The 17,004-nt window shown below is 35.6% G+C and carries 15 protein-coding genes; 7 read left to right on the top strand and 8 right to left on the bottom strand.

Translation table 11 applies throughout. The features are described 5' to 3' along the window. Positions 1-179: 179 nt before the first annotated feature. From folE to DFQ05_RS00780, 6 genes are all read left to right on the top strand, one after another. Positions 180-854, top strand: a complete 675-nt coding sequence (folE, locus tag DFQ05_RS00805) for a GTP cyclohydrolase I FolE (RefSeq protein ID WP_132702596.1) — start codon at positions 180-182, stop codon at positions 852-854. 44 nt (positions 855-898) lie between these two features. Beyond that, positions 899-2,380, top strand: a complete 1,482-nt coding sequence (gene cysS, locus DFQ05_RS00800) for a cysteine--tRNA ligase (RefSeq protein ID WP_132702594.1) — start codon at positions 899-901, stop codon at positions 2,378-2,380. Positions 2,381-2,436: 56 nt separating this feature from the next. Then, entirely contained in the window at positions 2,437-2,676 is a 240-nt protein-coding gene (yidD, locus tag DFQ05_RS00795; RefSeq protein ID WP_132702592.1) for a membrane protein insertion efficiency factor YidD, read from the top strand. 177 nt (positions 2,677-2,853) lie between these two features. Next, entirely contained in the window at positions 2,854-3,690 is an 837-nt protein-coding gene (gene lgt, locus DFQ05_RS00790; protein WP_132702590.1) for a prolipoprotein diacylglyceryl transferase, read from the top strand. Between the two features lie 3 nt (positions 3,691-3,693). Further along, positions 3,694-4,185 (top strand): DUF192 domain-containing protein, encoded by a 492-nt coding sequence (locus tag DFQ05_RS00785; RefSeq protein ID WP_132702588.1) that lies wholly within the window; start codon positions 3,694-3,696, stop codon positions 4,183-4,185. 81 nt (positions 4,186-4,266) lie between these two features. Continuing rightward, the gene (locus DFQ05_RS00780) at positions 4,267-4,695 is read left to right on the top strand and encodes a hypothetical protein (RefSeq protein ID WP_132702586.1); all 429 of its coding nucleotides are present in this window, start codon (positions 4,267-4,269) and stop codon (positions 4,693-4,695) included. A 69-nt stretch (positions 4,696-4,764) separates the two neighbouring features. Here DFQ05_RS00780 and secDF read toward each other — a convergent pair whose 3' ends face one another. The 7 genes from secDF to DFQ05_RS00745 all read right to left on the bottom strand — a co-directional run bounded on the left by secDF (position 4,765) and on the right by DFQ05_RS00745 (position 13,728). Continuing rightward, positions 4,765-7,785 carry a protein translocase subunit SecDF gene (gene secDF / locus DFQ05_RS00775; protein ID WP_132702584.1) on the bottom strand — a complete coding sequence of 1,007 codons (3,021 nt, stop codon included), beginning with the start codon at positions 7,783-7,785 and terminating at the stop codon, positions 4,765-4,767. 207 nt (positions 7,786-7,992) lie between these two features. Next, on the bottom strand, positions 7,993-8,526 hold the full coding sequence (locus tag DFQ05_RS00770) for a hypothetical protein (RefSeq protein ID WP_132702582.1): 534 nt from the start codon (positions 8,524-8,526) through the stop codon (positions 7,993-7,995). Positions 8,527-8,643: 117 nt separating this feature from the next. After that, positions 8,644-9,291, bottom strand: coding sequence for a DUF4412 domain-containing protein (locus tag DFQ05_RS00765; protein WP_132702580.1), 648 nt, complete (start codon positions 9,289-9,291; stop codon positions 8,644-8,646). 80 nt (positions 9,292-9,371) lie between these two features. Then, the gene (locus DFQ05_RS00760; RefSeq protein WP_132702578.1) at positions 9,372-10,298 is read right to left on the bottom strand and encodes a malate dehydrogenase; all 927 of its coding nucleotides are present in this window, start codon (positions 10,296-10,298) and stop codon (positions 9,372-9,374) included. 109 nt (positions 10,299-10,407) lie between these two features. Next, positions 10,408-10,857 (bottom strand): DoxX family membrane protein, encoded by a 450-nt coding sequence (locus DFQ05_RS00755; RefSeq protein WP_132702576.1) that lies wholly within the window; start codon positions 10,855-10,857, stop codon positions 10,408-10,410. A gap of 3 nt (positions 10,858-10,860) precedes the next feature. Beyond that, positions 10,861-11,529, bottom strand: a complete 669-nt coding sequence (locus tag DFQ05_RS00750; RefSeq protein WP_132702574.1) for an HmuY family protein — start codon at positions 11,527-11,529, stop codon at positions 10,861-10,863. Positions 11,530-11,550: 21 nt separating this feature from the next. Next, on the bottom strand, positions 11,551-13,728 hold the full coding sequence (locus DFQ05_RS00745) for a TonB-dependent receptor plug domain-containing protein (protein ID WP_132702572.1): 2,178 nt from the start codon (positions 13,726-13,728) through the stop codon (positions 11,551-11,553). Between the two features lie 103 nt (positions 13,729-13,831). Between DFQ05_RS00745 and DFQ05_RS00740 the strand changes: the two genes are divergently transcribed. After that, a complete protein-coding gene (locus DFQ05_RS00740) occupies positions 13,832-14,743 on the top strand; it encodes a DUF6607 family protein (RefSeq protein ID WP_132702570.1) in 912 nt (303 codons plus the stop codon). A 70-nt stretch (positions 14,744-14,813) separates the two neighbouring features. On the opposite strand, the gene gyrB is transcribed toward DFQ05_RS00740, so the two are convergent. Further along, entirely contained in the window at positions 14,814-16,763 is a 1,950-nt protein-coding gene (gene gyrB / locus DFQ05_RS00735) for a DNA topoisomerase (ATP-hydrolyzing) subunit B (protein WP_132702568.1), read from the bottom strand. Positions 16,764-17,004 lie beyond the last annotated feature (241 nt).

Here is a 17,004-nt window from a genome sequence, read left to right as displayed (position 1 = left end):
GATAACAAAAATTAAGTCTCTAAAATTAATGAAATTACGATGAATACCACCTACATTGGCAACAAGATAGTTCTACAATAACGTATTTACTTATATAACAAGTATATTTAAGAAATCCCTAACCTATTAATCCTATTTTATTTAGTTATCTTTGCACTCTCATTTTACACACCATATAAATGAAAATAGAAAACGATTTTGATATCGATGCCATTGGCGATGATCATGTAAGTTCTTCGAGTGAAACACCTCTTAGAGACGATGCTTTTGTATTAAGTAATTCTGAAAAAATTAAGAGTATAAAAGCAGATGTACAACACATTATGGAGACGCTTGGGCTAGACCTTACAGACGACAGCCTTAAAGGCACGCCTAACCGTGTTGCAAAAATGTTTGTGAACGAAATTTTTGGCGGATTACACCCAGACAATAAGCCAAGCGCTTCTACTTTTGAAAACAAGTATAAATACGGCGAAATGCTTGTTGAGAAGAACATTACGGTATATTCTACCTGCGAACATCATTTGTTACCCATAGTTGGTAAGGCACATGTGGCCTATATCTCAAACGGAAGTGTTGTTGGCTTATCTAAAATGAATCGTATTGTAGATTACTACGCTAAACGTCCTCAGGTACAAGAACGATTAACTATTCAAATCGTAAAAGAACTTCAAGACGTCTTAGGAACAGAAGATGTGGCTTGTGTTATCGACGCAAAGCATCTTTGTGTAAATTCAAGAGGTATTAGAGACATAGCAAGTAGTACGGTAACTTCAGAATTTGGTGGAAAATTTAAAACCAAAGAAACCCGCCGCGAATTCTTAGATTATATTAAATTAGACACTGAATTCTAAATCTCATTTTAGTTTTATCGTTTTAACTTCATAACTTAAAGGACATGCATCTTTACGAAAATCAACAGATAAAGATTTACAATTCCCTTTCTGGGGAAAAAGAAGTTTTTCAGCCCATAACCAAAGGCTATGTTGGCATGTATGTGTGTGGACCTACAGTTTACAGCAATGTGCATTTGGGTAACGTAAGGACGTTTATGTCTTTTGATATGATTTTTAGATATCTAAAGCACCTTGGCTATAAGGTTCGCTATGTTCGTAATATTACCGATGCAGGACATTTAGAAAATGACGCCGATTTAGGTGAAGATAAAATCACAAAAAAAGCACGTGTAGAAGAAATAGAACCTATGGAAGTCGTACAACGCTACACCGTTGACTTTCATAATGTGCTACAAACACTTAACTGTTTGCCACCAAGTATAGAACCTACGGCAACAGGACATATTATTGAGCAGATAGAACTCATTCAGACAATATTAGATAATGGTTTTGCCTACGTGGTCAATGGCTCTGTGTATTTTGATGTCCATAAATACAATGAATCTAACGAGTATGGTATTTTAAGTAAGCGTAAGCTCGAAGACCTTATACATAATACTAGGACTTTAGACGGACAAAGTGATAAGAAGAATCCTCAAGATTTTGCACTTTGGAAAAAAGCCGAGCCCACGCATATTATGCGATGGCCAAGCCCTTGGAGCGATGGTTTTCCTGGTTGGCACCTAGAGTGTACTGCTATGAGTACAAAATATTTAGGTGAGTTTTTTGATATTCACGGCGGCGGAATGGACCTTAAATTTCCGCATCACGAATGTGAAATTGCACAAAACCAAGCTGCCAAAGGTAAAACACCTGTAAAATATTGGATGCATGCCAATATGTTAGAGCTTAATGGTGCCCGTATGAGTAAATCCACAGGTAATTACGTGAATCCGGCTGAATTATTTTCTGGAGAAAATGATATCATGTCTAAGGGGTTTACACCTGGCGTTATTCGTTTTTTTATGATGCAAGCATCTTACAGAAGTGTTCTTGATTTAACAGACGATGGACTTTTAGCAGCAGAAAAAGGATTTAACAGACTCATGGAAGCTCTTGGTAATTTAGAAAACCTAAACACTAGCGGTTCGTCTTCTTTTAGTGTTTCTGATTGGAAACAAAAATGCTACGATGCTATGAATGACGATTTTAATACGCCAATTCTTATAGCACATTTGTTTGAAGCTGTGAAGTATATTAATCAAGTTAATGATAATAAAGCAACCATAACTTCAGAAGATTTGGAGATTTTAAAGTCCACCTTGAACATCTTTATTTTCGATGTTTTGGGATTAGTAGATAACAAAGCTTCTGATTCTAATACGGAAAAACTAAACGCAGCTTTAGAGCTTTTAATCGAGTTGAGAAAAGAAGCACGTATTAATAAAGATTTCGCGCTTTCAGATAAAATTAGAGACGAATTGGCCGAGGCCGGTATTACGCTAAAAGACGGTCGAGAAGGAACGACTTATTCTCTGAAATAGAAGGCTATTCTATCCCGAATCTTAGGGACTTTCAACGTGAAGTACTTTTTTAAATTATGGTAAAAAAAATTCTGATAGCACCATTTCTTTTTCTGATAAAGATTTACCAGAATTTTATCTCACCATTAACACCCGCAACGTGCAGATATCAGCCAACATGTTCTCATTACGCTAAAGAAGCACTAGAAGTACATGGAGTTTTTAAAGGTGGTTGGTTAGCAGTAAAGCGTATTTTTAGTTGTCATCCTTTTGGAGGAAAGGGCTACGACCCTGTTCCACCAAAAGAAGACAACTAGCCCAGACGCCAGCTCGCCTGTTCGCTAAAAATGTACACTGTACATTTTCGATTTCGCTCCATCGCCGTGGGGCGGAAAAGGTTACGATTCTGTGCCACCAAAAGACAATTAATTAAATACAAATTCAATTTTCTTTAGTCTGTAAAATCTTATATTTACGGCATAAACAAAAATTATATGTTCGCACTAGAAATTTTCTGGGACCCTAAAAAATTCATTGATTTAGGCTTTTTTAAACTGCACTTCTACAGTATGATGTGGATTATTGCATTTATACTAGGATTCTACATTACCAAACGCATATATAAAAACGAAAATCAATCTGAAGAGTCACTAGACTCTTTGTTTATTTACTCCGTTTTAGGAATTATGCTAGGCGCACGTTTAGGTCACGTCATTTTTTATCAACCAGAGTTAATCACTGATGATTTTTTTAGCATCTTTCTTCCTTTTAAATTTAAGGGCGGATTTGAGTTTACTGGATTCCAAGGTTTGGCAAGCCACGGTGCAGCTATTGCCATGATAATTTCTATGTACTTATATAACAAAAAAGTACTTAAAAAATCTGTTTTATGGATACTAGACAGAGTTGTAATTGCTGTTGCTCTAGGTGCTATGTTTGTACGATTTGGAAATTTTATTAATTCTGAAATTATCGGAAAATATACTGGTAGCGATTTTGGAGTTGTTTTTAAGCAGCTGGGCGAAACCGCACCAAGGCATCCTACCCAACTTTATGAAGGTTTTTCTTATTTAATTGTATTCTTTATTCTCTTTTACAGCTATTGGAAAACTAAAAAGTCTGAACAACGTGGGTTTCTTTTTGGGTTGTTCCTAGTGCTTCTATGGTCTATAAGATTTGTTGTGGAATTTTTTAAGGAACCGCAAAGTGGCGAGTACTTATCGGATGCCATAGGTAATGTTTTAAATAACGGACAGATTCTTAGCATTCCATTTATCTTAATAGGGCTATATTTTATGTTTGTTTATAAGCCAAATGAAAAAACCTCCTAGTTGATGAATTCTATTCGGTTTTTGGTAATTCCTCTTGTCTTTTTCAGCTTGGTTTTAAGCTGCAATTCGTCGGAAAAGAAAACCAAAATTACTAAGGATATCCCGTTTAAAAAAGAAGGCATACTTCAACTAAAAAAAGTAAGTAACAACTCAGTTATAAAAACTCTAGATATTGAAATAGCAGATGATGCGTATCAGACTCAGACAGGTCTTATGTATCGAAATAGCTTGGACGAACTTCAAGGTATGTTGTTTATCTTCCCAAATGAAATGTCACGTAGTTTTTACATGAAGAATACTCGAATTCCACTAGATATCATTTACATTTCTGCCGATAGTAGCATTGTAAGTTTTCAGAAAAACGCGAAGCCTTTTGATGAGACTTCGCTTCCGTCTAACGCGCCAGCTAAGTATGTTTTAGAAATTAATGCAGGCCTTTCGGACGTATGGAATATCGAGATTGGAGATAAAATAAACTTCACTATTTTAAAATAAATTAGCCCGGCTATTTTTATTGAGTTTTACTTTATCTGCGTAATTATTTTATATTAGAGCTATAATTAATTACGCATAAAAATGAAACTATTTAAAAAATTAGCATTACTCTTTTCTGTATTATTTCTTTTTTCATCATTTAATATAGACTCTGACAAGTCTTACGTTGGTAAATGGAAAGGTAAAGACAAAGGTGATATTGGATTTATTACGTTAAGCAGTGACAACTATGCGACTTTTGAGTTTGAGGGTCGTGTAATGGGCGGAAAGTCGTACATGCAACAGGGCTTAAATGCAGCTATGACGTACACCGTAGATGAATCTACAAAACCCTACAAAATTGATTTTATTATGATTAACAAAGAAAACAATTCTGAATTGGGAAGACTTCTTGGAATAATTAACATGATAACGCCAGACGAAATGGAAATGGCTATAGGTTTTGATGGCTCGTCCCGACCTAGTGATTTTTCATCTAATAATATTACTTTCTATAGGCATAAAGAGTAAGAACAAATACTATCTTAAAAAAAAAGACTGCCAGTTGGCAGTCTTTTTTTGTTATCAAAACTCAAAAGATTAAGCCTCTTCTTCATCTTCTACTTTAACTTTCTTCTTTAAAGACTCTGCAGCATCACCTTTCTTAGCGGTATCGTACATTACTGGCGTTGCAATAAACAACGACGAATATGTACCAACTAATACACCGACAATTAAGGCAAATAAGAACCCTTTAAGTGAGTCTGCACCTAAGAAAAACATAGCTAATAACACCACTAAAGTAGTTAGCGATGTATTTAATGTTCTACTTAACGTACTATTTAATGATGCATTGATGGTTCTACCAAACTCCCATGTTGTATGTTCGTTAAGATATTCTCTAATTCTATCGAAAACAACCACGGTATCATTCAGCGAGTAACCAATTACCGTTAATATTGCCGCAATAAAGGCTTGGTCAATTTCCATACTAAATGGCATAAACTTCCATGTTAAAGAGAAGATTCCTAGTACAATTAATACATCATGGAATACTGCCGCAACAGCACCTAGAGAGAATTGCCATCTCTTAAAACGAATTAAGATATATAAAAATACAACGACTAAAGAACCTAGGATTGCCCAGAATGATGATTTTTTAATATCATCTGCGATAGTTGGACTTACTTTACTAGATAGCATCTTACCAATCTTTTCGTCTCCAGAACCGTCTAAAAATTCTTGATAGGTTATACCATCTGGAAGATACGTTCTTAAAGCTTCGTATAGTTTAGACTGAACCTTTTCATCTGCCTCAACAGAATTATCTTCTACTAAATACTTAGTAGAAATTTTTAATTGGTTGTCAGAACCGATGGTCTTAACCTCTGCACTTCCAAACACGGCTGGGTCGTTTAGGGTTTTAGCTACTTCTTCTGTACTAACCGCTTGCGCAAAACGCACCTGATATGTACGTCCACCAACAAAATCGATACCCTGGTCTAACTTATTTGTAAACAAGGATGCAACACCAGCTGTAATTAAAATACCAGAAATTACATAAGCAATCTTACGCTTACCTAAGAAATTAACATTTACATTTTGTAAGAAACCTTTAGTTAAGGCTGTAGAGAAATCTAATTTTCCGCCACGGCCAACATACCAGTCGATGAGTAATCTTGTGATAAAGATTGCTGTAAACAACGACGTTAAAATACCAATGATTAACGTAGTTGCAAAACCTTTAATTGGTCCTGTACCAAATACAAATAAGATTAACGCCGTTAAACCTGTTGTAATGTTAGCATCTAAGATAGAAGATAATGCATTAGCAAAACCATCTTTGATTGATAGTTTCTGGTCTTTTCCTTTGGCTAATTCTTCTCTAATACGCTCAAAGATAAGTACGTTAGCATCTACAGAGATACCAATCGTTAATACGATACCTGCAATACCAGGTAATGTTAATACAGCGCCTAATCCTGATAATACACCAAAAATTAAAAGTATATTGAATAATAAGGCTACATCTGCAAAACCACCTGCTTTACCATAGTAGAAAATCATCCATAATAAAACAAATAATAAAGCCAATCCAAAAGATATAATACCGGAGTCAATCGCTTCTTGACCTAGCGATGGTCCAACTTCGTCTGCCTGTACAATCTCTGCCGATGCAGGTAATTTACCTGCACGCAATACGTTTGCTAAATCCGTCGCTTCCTCTAAGGTAAAAGACCCTGAAATTTGTGAGTTACCTCCAGAAATAGGACCAGTACTTACTCCAGGAGCAGAGTATACGATGTTATCTAAGACAATAGCAATATTACCTCTTGTTTCGTAGGCTACTTTGGTCATGGCCTCCCAAACTTTAGCGCCTTTGGCATTCATTTGCATACTTACCGCAGGACGATTAAGCTGGTCATAATCTTGTCTAGCATCTGTGATTACAGCTCCACTAAGTTCTGGCTCATCATCTCTATTGCTTTTTAATGCGTATAAATCTACATACTCCGAGTCTTTATCCGCTGGTTTGCCCCAAGCAAAACGTGCGTAGCGCTGCTCTGCTGGTAATAAATCACGATTTGCATTTAACTTTTTAAGAACTTCGTCTTTGTCTTTTGCTAAGAAAACACCTATCACAGGTCCGCCTTGACCTAAACTCTGTATGCCTAGTGGATTTAGATTTTCTTGAACAGACGTTGAGTCACTTTCTATCTGACCTGTTAAGTCGTCTATAACGCTAGACGTTGTATCCACTTCTTCTGTTGCTTCATCGCTCTCTTCTGTAGTTTCAGAAGTATTGTCATTTGCTTTTTGCGCTTCAACTAAACGTTGATTAACCTGAAATAAATACCCTGCTAAATCTTGAGTTTGGTAAGTTTCCCAAAATTGTAATTGCGCTGTTTTTGTAATGATATCTACAACACGTTGCTTATCTCTTGCTCCTGGTAATTCAATTAAAATACGACCAGAGTTACCTAATCGTTGGATATTAGGCGATGTTACACCAAAGCCATCGATACGATTACGTAATACTTCGAAGGCAGATTCGATAGACTCATCTACTTTTCTGTTAAGTACGGCTTTAACTTCATCATCAGAATTACTAAAATCTACTTCACCTTCTAACAAACGGTTAGCAAAAATATCTGGTGATGCTAATTTTGTTTCGCCTTTTATCTCATCAAATGCAGCGTAAAAGCTTTCTAAATACGAATCTTGAGAATCCTTTTGTAACTCTTCTGCCTTTTCTAGAGCTTGATTAAAAATGGGGTCTTTACTATTATTTGCAAGGCCCTTTAATATGTCTTTTACAGAAATTTGAATAATGGCATTAATACCACCTTTAAGGTCAAGACCTAAATTCATGGCATTATCCTTTACATCACTATATGTAAATTGCTTAACGCCTAAGAAATTATAAACGTCTTTGTTGTTTAATGAATCTAAATAGCGCAGCTCTGCCGCGTTTATGTCATTGTTATCTGTGAACTTTGATTGTGCAAATTGTTTTGCCTCTTTCTCAATCTCGTTGGCTTTAAACGTAAATGATAATTGATAAATACTTACCAATCCAAATAGTAAAGCAAACAACTTGACTAATCCTTTGTTTTGCATTGTTTTTTGTTTTAAGTCGTCCCGACGCTTCGGGATGTTTTCGACAATTATTTACTAAAATTAATTTGAAAATTTATGTATTCTCGGTTTGTCATACTTTCCCGACGCTTCGGGATATTTTAGAATCTCATTAAGCTATGAGATATTCTAACAACACTTATCCCCGAATTTTTGGAAGTGTTAAGTTTGACAAAATTTTGAAGGTATTTATGCTAAAGGTCCTGCGCGAACCTCTGGAATATTATAAGACGTATTGTCAGCTACAAACACAGAATGTTCGCAGGCATTATAGGTAACTTTAATGTCAATTTGAAGTTTTCCTGCTTCAACTAAAACTGGAAATTTAAAGGCATCTGGCTGAAACGAGCGGTCGCTCTTAAGATGTAATACTGAAACTTGTTGCGCTTCGAAATCCCAAGCAGATGTTGAACCTTTTTTGATGTTTAAAACATCAAAATCGTATCTTTTCTTTTGGTCTTTATCAGAGGTTGAATCAAACGTTATTTCTGTTATTTCAGAAAGTAACTTTTTAATGTTTTTTGTTGCAGAGTCGCTATAATACGAAATACGATAAATACCCTTTTCTGAAGTTATAGAAATGGTATTTACTCCTATTTTTTCTAACGAATTTGAAACTTCTTCTAAAGATAGCTGCGCCTCAGTTTCTGAAAGTTGCTCGTTAAAACGAAGCACAATCTCTTGATTAGCCACTGGATTTTGGTATTGCTGTACAATACCCATAACCGTTAGGCTTAATAAAAAACTAAATATGTACCATTTTATTCGCACGCGCCAAATATAAAAAATAAAGACTGCAAAATTGCAGTCTTTACTAAATATTGTCTTATAAATTTTTTATTACATTTTAGTGTAACCTTCTGGCGGTGTAAGACTAAATTTATTATCGTCTACGGCTTTTGCTTCCATCTTTGTTACCTCTGATGTCACCGTAATTTCCGCACCCATCTGATTCATTTTTATTACCATATACAATGGATATCCATTTAATTTATCTCCTAACATGGCTGTTTGTTGAGTTTTTACGCCTTCTATTTTGTCTGTAACAAACATATCCATAGTCATCTCGGCGCCTTCTTGGTTCATTTTAATGATGACTTGCTTACAATCGTAACCTAAGATGTTCTTGGTTTCAGAACCTTCTGTTACCGTAATATTTTTGAGCATTTCGTCTGTAACTTCCATCTTTTGAGAAACAAATTTCTTACCCATACCAGGCATATCCATTAATTGCAATAATTCATTGGAATCTGCATCTATGATTACGGTAACATCCCCAGACATAGGATTTGAGGACTCAGTTCTTGATTTTGCCCCATCTACGTAAGTCGTTGTAATCATTTCGCCTAAGGTTTTAAACATACCATTTAAATCTTCGTTTGGCGAAAACATGGTTTGTTTCATTTTAATAACCCCTTCCGTAAATTTCTCTTGCGACATAGATGTCATAGTTATTACTAAGGCAAGTAGTGTAAATAGTCTTTTCATATTTTTTTTTGTTTTAAAAAAGCCTTATTAGCATTAACAAACACTAATAAGGCTTGTAAAGTATTTGATTTACTCCCAGATTATAATTCTAACAACCCGTTTGTTTTTTTAACACCTTCGGCACTTTCTGCCATGTGTTCTTTTTCGGCAGCGCTTAGAGGTACATCAACAATTCTTTCAATACCATTTCTGCCTAAAACTACTGGCACACCAATACAAAGGTCGCTTAAACCATATTCGCCATCTAATAATGTAGAACATGGGAAAATCTTTTTCTGGTCGCAAGCAATAGCTTGTACTAAACCAGAAACTGCCGCACCTGGTGCATACCAAGCCGATGTTCCTAATAATTTAGTTAATGTTGCACCACCAACTTTAGTATCCGCCGCAACTTGCTCTAAACGCTCTTCTGATAAAAACTCAGAGACTTTTATAGAGTTACGTGTGGCATGTGAAGTCAACGGCACCATACCTTTATCGCTATGACCTCCAATAACCATACCATCTACGTCACTGATAGGTGCTTCAAGTGCTTCTGCTAATCTATATTTAAAACGTGCAGAATCTAATGCGCCACCCATTCCTATAATTCTATGCTTTGGTAAATCTGTAGTTTTATGTACCAAATACGTCATCGTGTCCATTGGATTACTAACAACAATGATAATTGTGTTTGGCGAATGTTCTACTAAACTCGCAGAAACAGACTTTACTATACCAGCATTAATGCCAATTAATTCCTCTCGAGTCATTCCTGGCTTACGCGGAATACCTGATGTAATTACACAGATATCACTATTTGCTGTTTTTGTATAATCGTTTGTACTTCCTACAATTTTAGTGTCAAATCCATTAAGCGATGCACACTGCATTAAATCCATGGCTTTTCCTTCCGCGTAACCTTCTTTAATATCTAAGATTACAACTTCTGCGGCAAAATTTTTAATAGCAATATACTCTGCACAACTTGCACCAACGGCACCAGCGCCAACTACAGTTACTTTCATTTTATAGTTTTTTTAATTAGTAAATTTTGAATCACAAATTTAAGGCTTTGCTAAGGAAATTCAATGATTTATATCATAGTATTGAGAAGAATTTAGCATTTAATTCTTACTAAATAGGTTTTATCCATAACAAATGTCTCCAACGCTTATAGTCTTTAAGTACCAAAGCGATATTTAAAACAAACAATACCCCTGTTTGAATGAGTTCTGCGGTGTCTTCTAGTTCTAAAAACAAGTGAAACAAAAATATATGCAGCGTTATGGGTAATAAAAACAATGCACCTATAAATCCTGTTCCTTGAATAATAAGCAAAAAGCCAAACAACAACTCGCAAATGCCTAACACTTGCCAAAAATAACCTGTTTGTTTAGCACCATTGATGTATAATACTTTTTGCAAAGTATTTACGTGTTCTGGTGAGGAAAACTTTTTCGCTTTTTCTACAACTTCTACAGGCGTTGGCATTGGTTTTTGAAATTTTTGAACACCTCCATAAATCATAAAGCCACCCAAAAATAAACGTATGGCAATAAATAAAATTGAAATAATTTTGCTCATGACTTAAAATGTTGTTTCTCCTTGATTAGGCTGAAAAACATAATTGAAAGTATAGTATCGTGCCTCTGTTAGCTTCATCATATCCGTGAAATTCATTAATTCTGAAGCTGTTGGATTGTCTCGGTAATAACTTAAAATTTCCATTTTGGCATAACGTCCTTCACGCGTTCTAAAGACTAATACTCTACCTGAAATAGGAGTCACTAAATTACTGTTTGGGACATTTGGATTTGGCGGTCCGCTATAATTATACCACCCCATATCTGATAATGGTGTTATTGCTAATGCAGCTTGTGTATCTTGGGCAAATGATTCTTCATTAATATTAACAACACTTACAAAATCGCTTTCTACAATATAAGCCGCTGCATTACCAGTTCGATTTGGTTCATCGGTTGCACCTTGTGATTGACCACCATTAACGATAATTGTAGTCCCTCTAAAAGCAATATCCCACTCCGTTTCGCTTGTAGTGGTTTCACCTGTAGAAAAATCAAATTTTGTGAACTCACCCGAAATCGGACCTTGACCTGTCCCTCCTGTCTGAGGCGCATGTAAATTAGAGACTCTTTGAGCTTCAACTGGCTCCAATTGCGGAACATCGTCATCACTACAAGAGGTAAACAAAAGCAATGCTACTGCTAAAATTGATGATAGTTTTAGAATTTTCATAATTGTATATATTTAATAGGGTTAAAAATTAAAAGACAAATTAGCATAAAGAATGCGTCCAGGAATATTGGGTGTACGCTGATCTATAAGGTTAAACAAGTTATCCACACCTAGACCAAGTTTATAGTCTTTGTAAAAACTTTTATTAATAGCAAGGTCTACTATGGTTTGACTGTTGATAAATGTATCGTAACGGTCTAAGTAATTATTACCGTTGGTATCGCCTAATCCAAATTTACTACGATAGATAGCCCTGATGTTAGCATCCATACTCCATTTTGGGACATTATAAAATAACTTAAAATTAGCTGTATGTCTAGAGCGGTTAAATAAACCAAAATAATCATTAGATTTAAGCTTAAAACTTACTTGACTATCTGGGTCGCGAGCAAAGACACGACCCGCTTCAAAATCGTCTTCTGCTTCTTTATCTATGGCATACAATAATTGATAACCTCCAGATAAAGTGAGGTTATCTGTTATGTTATAGCGGGCATCAAGTTCTAATCCTTGAGTGTAGACTTCTGCTCTATTTTGGTAACTAAAAATATTCTGTCCGTTTTCGCGACCGACTAATTGAGGTCTATCGGTAACCACTCCCAAACCACTGGACTGAAGACTTAGGACTTCGATAAGATTGCTTATATTGTTTCTGAAAACATTGACAGAGAATTTTAAATTCTTATTAAATTTTACATCTGCCCCTATGTTAAAATTCACGGAGCTTTCTGCTGATAGACCCTCGTTAAATCGTGATGCTATAGCATTGATTTCTTGTTGCTTTTCTAAAAACGAAAACTCTTGTCCGTTAGGCATTGTTGTAAAATTTAATAAGTCTAGCGAGAGCAAATCTTGGAGACTTCTACCAACTTCATTATAACCTATAACTGTATAACCTACTGTAGAGTTGGTAAAATCTAAAAACAACTGTCTAAAATCTGGTGCTTTAAAACCATAGCCTACGGAACTTTTTAATATTATTTTATCATTTAATTTATACTGTAATGCCGCTTTGGGGCTAAATTGAGATGCATACTCGCTATGAGCATCGAAACGTGCTCCAAGAATAAGGTTAATCTTTTTATTGAGTTTACCATCGAATTGTGTATAAACGTAAGGTGAATTAAACACTGGTGTGGTCGAAAAAAAAGTCCTAAATAAGCGTTCATTGGTTAATCCTAAACCAAAAATAAATTCAGAATTATCATTAGCTTCAAATGTTGCACGCAGCTCTGGTCTAAGAAAACGTTGTCTAAAATTATTTTGCTCTACATCATCTGATATATCGCTACGGAAGAATTCTTCGGCAAGATATTCGCTTCCGTATAATTCTAAATAACTTTTCCATTTGTCATTAAACTGATGTTCTGCCCTTAGATTAATATTCCATTCGTTAATACTGGTTTCTCCTAAAAGTGTTTCAGACAATACAACTTCATCTTGATTTTGATTATAAAATCGCCCAGAAACTACAACTTCAGTTTTATCATTAATCTGATAATTAATAGTACTAGTCAGCGTATAATTGAAAAACGGATCTACAGTATTTGTAATGGTATTTTTGTTTAAATCATAGCCTGCACTACTATTTCTGTTTATAAATGTGCTAATACCGAGTTTCTCTTTTTTATAATTGAGATTAATACCGGTATCGTGGGTGTTGAAAGAACCTGCTCTATAATTTACGTCGCCTCTAAAGCCTTCCTTTGGTCTTTCGGTTATAATATTAATAACACCTGCAAGGGCTTCGTTACCATAAAGGCTAGAAGACGCGCCTTTGATAACTTCAATTTGTTTAATATTACCAACACTTATTCTGTTTAAATCTAAAGTACCTGCCGTACGCCCCACTAGCGGTACACCGTTAATCAGAATCAATGTATATTGACTGTCTAGACCTTGCATTTGTATACCTTCTCCACCACCAAAATCTGGAACTGTAGTTAAACCTGTTTGCTCTTCGAGAATATCTGAAAGTCGCAATGAATTTATTGCTTTAATCTCCTTTTTGCGGATAATTTGAACAGGTAATGGCACAGCTGAAAGTTGTCGTAAAGTACGTGTTGCTGTAATTAAGACCTCTTCTAAATTTTCGGTTTTAAGACTATCGGGCTTTACATCTTGTTGCTGCTGAGCTAGACTAAAAAAGAATAAAAAAATTGAAAAATAAAGTGTTAAATTATTTTTATTTAGACTCATTCCATTTAAATTTGCTGCAAATATAAATACTATTCTTATTCAGTCTAAATAATAATAGATAAAATTAATTTAAAATTTTAACCAAAAAAACAAACCCTTAAAAATGAAACATTTAAAACATTCTGTCGTTGCAATTTTAACATTTGTTTGCAGTTTACACGCCCAAAGCAAAAAGGAAAAAGACATACAAGCCATCAAAAATATGTGTGGTTGTTATGAGGTTACTTTTGATTTTGCAGAAACCTTTGCTTACTCTAATGATAGTACATATATAGGTTCGCCAGTTAAGCATGACAAAGGTTTAGAATGGGTAGAACTCGTAGAAGATTCTCCTAACAAGTTAGTCATGCAACATTTACTTATTGTAGGTCCACCACAAAGACAATCTATTGTAAAGCATTGGCGCCAAGATTGGTTATATGAAAACACAGAACTTTACATGTACGACCATAATAACAAGTGGACATTTACCACCTTACCTGAGGAGAATGTTGTTGGTCAATGGACCCAAAAAGTATTTCAGGTAGATGATAGTCCAAGATATGAGGGTACCGCAACTTGGGTACATGTCGATGGAAAAAGCTATTGGGAAAATACAACCGATGCACCGCTTCCTAGACGCGAGCGCACTAAGCGAAGTGATTATAATGTTACTGTAAGAACCAATAGACATGAAATTACTGACAAAGGTTGGATACACGATCAAGATAACCTAAAGGTGGTTAGAGAAAATGGTCAATCTGATTTTGTTTTAGCCAAAGAAAAAGGCTTAAACACCTACACTAAAGTTGATGATAGCCGTTGTAAAACAGCTCATAATTGGTGGAAAGAAAATAAAGATACCTGGGCAACGGTACGCGCAAAATGGGATACAATATTTAATAAAAAACAAGACTTGGTTCTTCAAAAAAGTGTAAATGGCAAACCTCTTTTTGGCTACCTCCTTGCCGAAGATTTTGAAAAGACTGACAAAACAATTAACGAGATAATTGACGCTTTTGTTGACGGTAAATAAGGAAAATAAAGTCCTATAAAAAAAGAGCTGTCTACACCGACAGCTCTTTTGTTTATTTATACATCATAAATTACGCATCAATATTTGCATAGATGGCATTCTTCTCTATAAACTCACGACGAGGTGGTACCTCATCACCCATAAGCATTGAGAAGATTCTGTCAGCCTCAGTACCATTATCGATTTGTACCTGACGCATCGTTCTAAACTCAGGATTCATTGTTGTATCCCAAAGCTGTTCTGCATTCATCTCTCCTAGACCTTTATAACGTTGAATTTTAGAATTTTCGCCAAAATCTTCTATAATTCCATCACGCTCCTTATCTGTCCAAGCGTATTGCTTTTTAGCGCCTTTTTTAACCAAGTATAGTGGTGGTGTTGCGATATAAACGTGACCTTGCTCAATTAACTCCTTCATATATCTAAAGAAGAAGGTTAAAATTAGCGTTGCAATGTGACTGCCATCGATATCGGCATCACACATAATTACAATTTTATGATATCTTAATTTTGAAAGATTTAATGCGCGCGGGTCTTCTTCTGTACCAATAGTCACACCAAGTGCCGTAAAGATATTTTTGATTTCCTCGTTTTCAAAAACCTTATGTTGCATGGCTTTTTCAACATTAAGAATTTTACCTCTTAATGGTAGAATCGCTTGAAATGCTCTGTCACGACCTTGTTTTGCCGTTCCGCCTGCAGAATCTCCCTCTACAAGGAATACCTCGCATTTTGCTGGGTCTTGCTCGGAACAATCGCTTAACTTACCAGGCAAACCACCGATGCTCATCACCGTTTTACGCTGCACCATTTCACGAGCTTTTTGCGCTGCGTGACGTGCTTGTGCAGCAAGTATCACCTTCTGAACAATTGTCTTTGCATCGTCTGGATGCTCTTCTAAATAATCTGTAAGCATTTCTGATACTGCTTGAGAAACAGATGCAGATACTTCACGATTACCTAATTTTGTTTTTGTCTGACCTTCGAACTGCGGCTCTGCTACCTTCACAGACACAATTGCTGTTAAACCTTCGCGGAAATCATCCCCAGAAATATCGAACTTTAATTTATCTAACATTCCCGAGCTATCAGCATATTTTTTTAAGGTATGCGTCAATCCACGACGGAATCCTGAAAGGTGCGTTCCTCCTTCGTGCGTATTGATATTGTTTACATAGGAGTGTAAGTTTTCTGCATAAGACGTGTTATACACCATAGCAACTTCCACTGGCACACCATTTTTTTCGCCTTCGAAAGCAATAACATCTTTCATGAGCGGTTCGCGGTTTCCATCTAAATATTTTACAAATTCTGGCAGACCGTTTTCAGAATGAAACGTTTCTCCTTCAAATTCGCCATCCTCTTTTTTATGCCGTCTATCAACTAAATGAATAGTAATACCTTTATTTAAATAAGCGAGCTCGCGCATACGGCTTGCAAGCGTATCATAGCTGTATTCTAAGGTTTGTGTAAATATGGTAGCATCTGGCTTAAACCTTACCGTAGTACCTCGTTTATCTGTTGTACCTACTTGTTTTACAGGATACATAGCCTTACCACGTTCGTACTCTTGCTCATAGATTTTGCCTTCTCTATAAACTGTTGCCTTAAGATTTTCTGAAAGTGCGTTAACACAAGACACACCGACACCATGAAGTCCACCTGACACTTTATAAGAGTCTTTATCGAACTTACCACCTGCTCCAATTTTGGTCATTACCACTTCAAGGGCAGAAACACCTTCTTTTTTGTGCAAATCGACAGGAATTCCACGTCCATCATCTTCAGTGGTTATCGAGTTGTCCTCGTTAATGGTTACTGTGATATTATTACAATGTCCAGCTAATGCTTCATCTATAGAGTTATCTACTACTTCGTAAACCAGATGGTGTAAACCTCTTGTTCCAACGTCACCTATATACATAGAAGGACGCATACGAACATGCTCCATGCCTTCTAAGGCCTGAATACTGTCCGCAGAATAGTTGTGCTTGTTAAATTCTTCTTTCTTTTCGCTCATTATATTTTGACTTAGTTTGTACTTTTTTTGTCACAAAAAAAGACGCCTTAGCGTCTCTTTTGAGTACTATCAAAGATAAGAAAAATGCCGCTTTATTAAAAGGTATTTACAGCTTTTCACTAGAAATTATCAACATTTGTTAATTACAAGAAAATGCCTTAGAACAGCTAAAAAGTACCTTAAAATGAATTTCGGTTATTTTTTTTATTGTCAAAAATTTAAAAAAAGACAAAATCCCGCA

It is taken from the genome of Winogradskyella wandonensis, from assembly GCF_004346845.1.
GTDB lineage: Bacteria > Bacteroidota > Bacteroidia > Flavobacteriales > Flavobacteriaceae > Winogradskyella > Winogradskyella wandonensis.
Note: the sequence above shows the minus strand (reverse complement) of the source record. Positions and strands in the feature narration are given on the sequence as shown.